This is a genomic window from Catenibacterium faecis (assembly GCF_014306455.1).
Taxonomy (GTDB): domain Bacteria; phylum Bacillota_I; class Bacilli_A; order Erysipelotrichales; family Coprobacillaceae; genus Catenibacterium; species Catenibacterium mitsuoka_A.
Window position 1 is genome coordinate 1 of the sequence record NZ_JACRWG010000111.1, and the last position, 2,933, is coordinate 2,933.

Below are 2,933 nucleotides of genomic sequence, written 5' to 3' on the forward strand. Positions count from 1 at the left end.
ATAGAATCGATATAGATATGGGTACTGATAATTTTAGAATAAAATAAGGGAATTATTTAGCCAATCATGACTATCATGATTGGCTATTATTCTGGTAAGAGTTAGGTGGTGCACTTAATGCGACAGAGGTGGTGCATAGCTCTGCGACTACCGGTGCAATTACGAGCGAATAATCAGTTTGTCCCTGGTCTTAATAGTTCTTTATGAATATACTGATAATCAGGTTGTTTAGTAATCAGATTAAGTTTAGTCTCCTTTACAAATAATAGTTTCTGTACTTCCATTTCATTTTGATTCGGGATCATTGACCAACAAATATTATTTTCATCAGCTGCTTTAGATACTTTTCTTACTGTATCTCTTGATACCTTAAGTGCTTCAGCTATCTTTCGCTGACTAGAATTTTGAGATCTCATTTCCAAAATCTTCTTAACATCTCGCATAAAAAAAACCTCCTAGTTGCAAGGTTTGATAAGTATTTATTACTTATCAAGTCTATTTTACAACCAAGAGATGCAAATCTTTATATTAAATATGGTGGACTTGTTTAACGGATTCACTGGACTTTTCTAGCGTAACGTATGGACTTATTTTACCGTATGGAGTAGCCTTGCCACTCCGTAATATTCAGCATGTATAGGCATTTTTACAATGATAACCACCTATTAATGTTCTTAAGGGGATAAAAAACACTAAGAAAAATAGTCCTGCCCATATATGATTTAAATATACTTGCGATATTAGTAATGCAGATAATATTGTTATAAAATTTAACAAGATGACTTTAAATCCATAAATATAAGCTTCTTTTGTAGACTCGGAATTATTAATAGCATCCTTAATTCCTTTATACATGATTTTCTAGGTCCTCTCGAGCAATAGATATAATAACTGAACTATAATTAGCTGTCGTTGTTAAACGTACTTTTCCATTTAACTGTCTGATATAATTTGATACCTGTTTCGATAATTCTAATTCTTTAGTATTGCACAGTTGACTTATTAATTTTATCACAGTAAATTGATTTTTTTCGATAATTGAGATTTCAATATCACAGGAATATGTGCTAATTTGGTGAAATAAATCAATTAAATCTAAAAGTAATTTCACAAAATTCGTTTGATCATAAAATGGATCTTTAGAAATAAATATACTTATCTTAAAATTTCTACCTTCTATCCATAAATCATTAAGTTTTGAACATATTACAGTATCAAAATATGGATTATCAGTAATAAATATAGCAGAATATTTAGATAAATTTTTAATGTAATTATCGATAATTTTCTTTATATTGTTATTCATTGTTTGATTTTTTATTTGAAGTAAAATATACATAAGCTTATGTTCCATATCTAGTACTTCACATTTCAAAAATTGCAATTTTTCATATGTTTCTTTATTAAGACTATTTTTTTGAGATTCTAACATGTAGTTTGATTTTAACTTTTCTTCTTTATGAATTTTGTATGATAACTCCATTGAAAAGAAAGCAATTCCACTTAATAAAATCATGATAATGATAATTATTGTAGTAGATAATGAATAAATCATTCCATAACACAAAGTAAATAAGGAAATTACTACTATAATCTCAATCAATATCAATGGCCACCATTCTTTTAACTGTAATTCCATATTAGCTTTTAGTAAGCATCTTGTAGCAATAAATGATACTAGAACTAATATAACCTTCGACAAAATAATGGTATATACAAAAATATTATAGTTTTCAGCAATATTAAATATCTCAATAGAAAAAATGCAAGAACTAATGCTTAGTGCAATAAAATCTGAAAAAATGATCAGGAAAATTCCTAACAATACACATAATATAAGTTTAAATGTTACCCTTTCTTCGAAAAATCTTAATAGAATGAGTTCAATCAAGAATATTACTCCTAATAATATATATTCACTAATTGAATTTGATTTATCAAGGAGTGTTGTGGCTAATCCAGAAAATGAAGTTCCAAGTATGACAAACTTAAATTTATTTTTAACATTAAAAGATTTTGCCAAAAAACAATTCAAGACAAAATCTTCAAAAAAATTAATAAAAATATTAAATATCATACAATAAACTCTCCTTGTAGTCATCTAATACTGTTGCCTTATATTTTCGACCAATCGGTAAAATTATATTACCTTCTAAACATATATCATTCTTTCTAATTTCTAATACTTTATTAATATTGATAACATACGATTTATGAATTCTTGTGAATTTAACATGATCAAATTTATTTAGCAATGATTGAAAATTGGAACGAAACTCATATGTATTATTAATAGTATGTAATATAACATTATGTCCCAATGACTCAGCATATATTATTTCACTAACCTTTAGAGAAGTTTTTCGCCCCTTGTATTCAAATAGAATAGTATCAAGACGTCTTTTAAAAATCTTTTTTATAATAATGGTTAAAACTTCCATATCTTTTAATATATTATTTTTTCTTATGAAATATGTCGGTTGAACCGCTAATGTTCTATGAACTAATCCTACTCTATTAGATACAAAAATTACTACAGCATTCTCATTTCTTTCTTTAATGTTAGTTGCAATTCTCAGTCCATTAACATATTCATTACTTAAGTCTATATCTAGAAATATAATATCATAATCTAATAGTTGTTTGATGCTAGTGAAATTTTCATTAATAATATCAACAGTATATTCCTTAAACGTAGTTTGCATAAGAAGCTCTACTTGTGGAACAAATTGTTTTATAAAAAATTCATCATCATCAATAATCAGTGCTTTCATAAATTTCCCATCAACTCCTATTTCATTTTAATAAATAGTATGATTATTCCACTTTAGTTGATCACTCATTCCGATTGGGTTGACCAAGTGTTCCGATACACTTGACCAACTAGCCATTTTCATAAAATTCCGATGGGGTTGACCAACCATTCCGATGAA

4 protein-coding genes are annotated in these 2,933 nt (G+C 27.1%); all 4 read right to left on the reverse strand.

Annotated features, from left to right (window positions below):
- Positions 1-173: 173 nt before the first annotated feature.
- Positions 174-443 (reverse strand): hypothetical protein, encoded by a 270-nt coding sequence (locus tag H8909_RS12840; RefSeq protein ID WP_187013103.1) that lies wholly within the window; start codon positions 441-443, stop codon positions 174-176.
- A gap of 184 nt (positions 444-627) precedes the next feature.
- Complete coding sequence (locus tag H8909_RS13845; RefSeq protein WP_187013104.1) at positions 628-855, reverse strand: accessory gene regulator B family protein; 228 nt, start codon at positions 853-855, stop codon at positions 628-630.
- Positions 848-2,077 carry a hypothetical protein gene (locus H8909_RS12850; protein ID WP_187013105.1) on the reverse strand — a complete coding sequence of 410 codons (1,230 nt, stop codon included), beginning with the start codon at positions 2,075-2,077 and terminating at the stop codon, positions 848-850. Before H8909_RS12850 ends, H8909_RS13845 begins: the two co-directional genes overlap by 8 nt.
- On the reverse strand, positions 2,067-2,774 hold the full coding sequence (locus H8909_RS12855) for a LytR/AlgR family response regulator transcription factor (protein WP_187013106.1): 708 nt from the start codon (positions 2,772-2,774) through the stop codon (positions 2,067-2,069). The genes H8909_RS12850 and H8909_RS12855 overlap by 11 nt, the downstream gene beginning before the upstream one ends.
- Between the last annotated feature and the right edge of the window lie 159 nt (positions 2,775-2,933).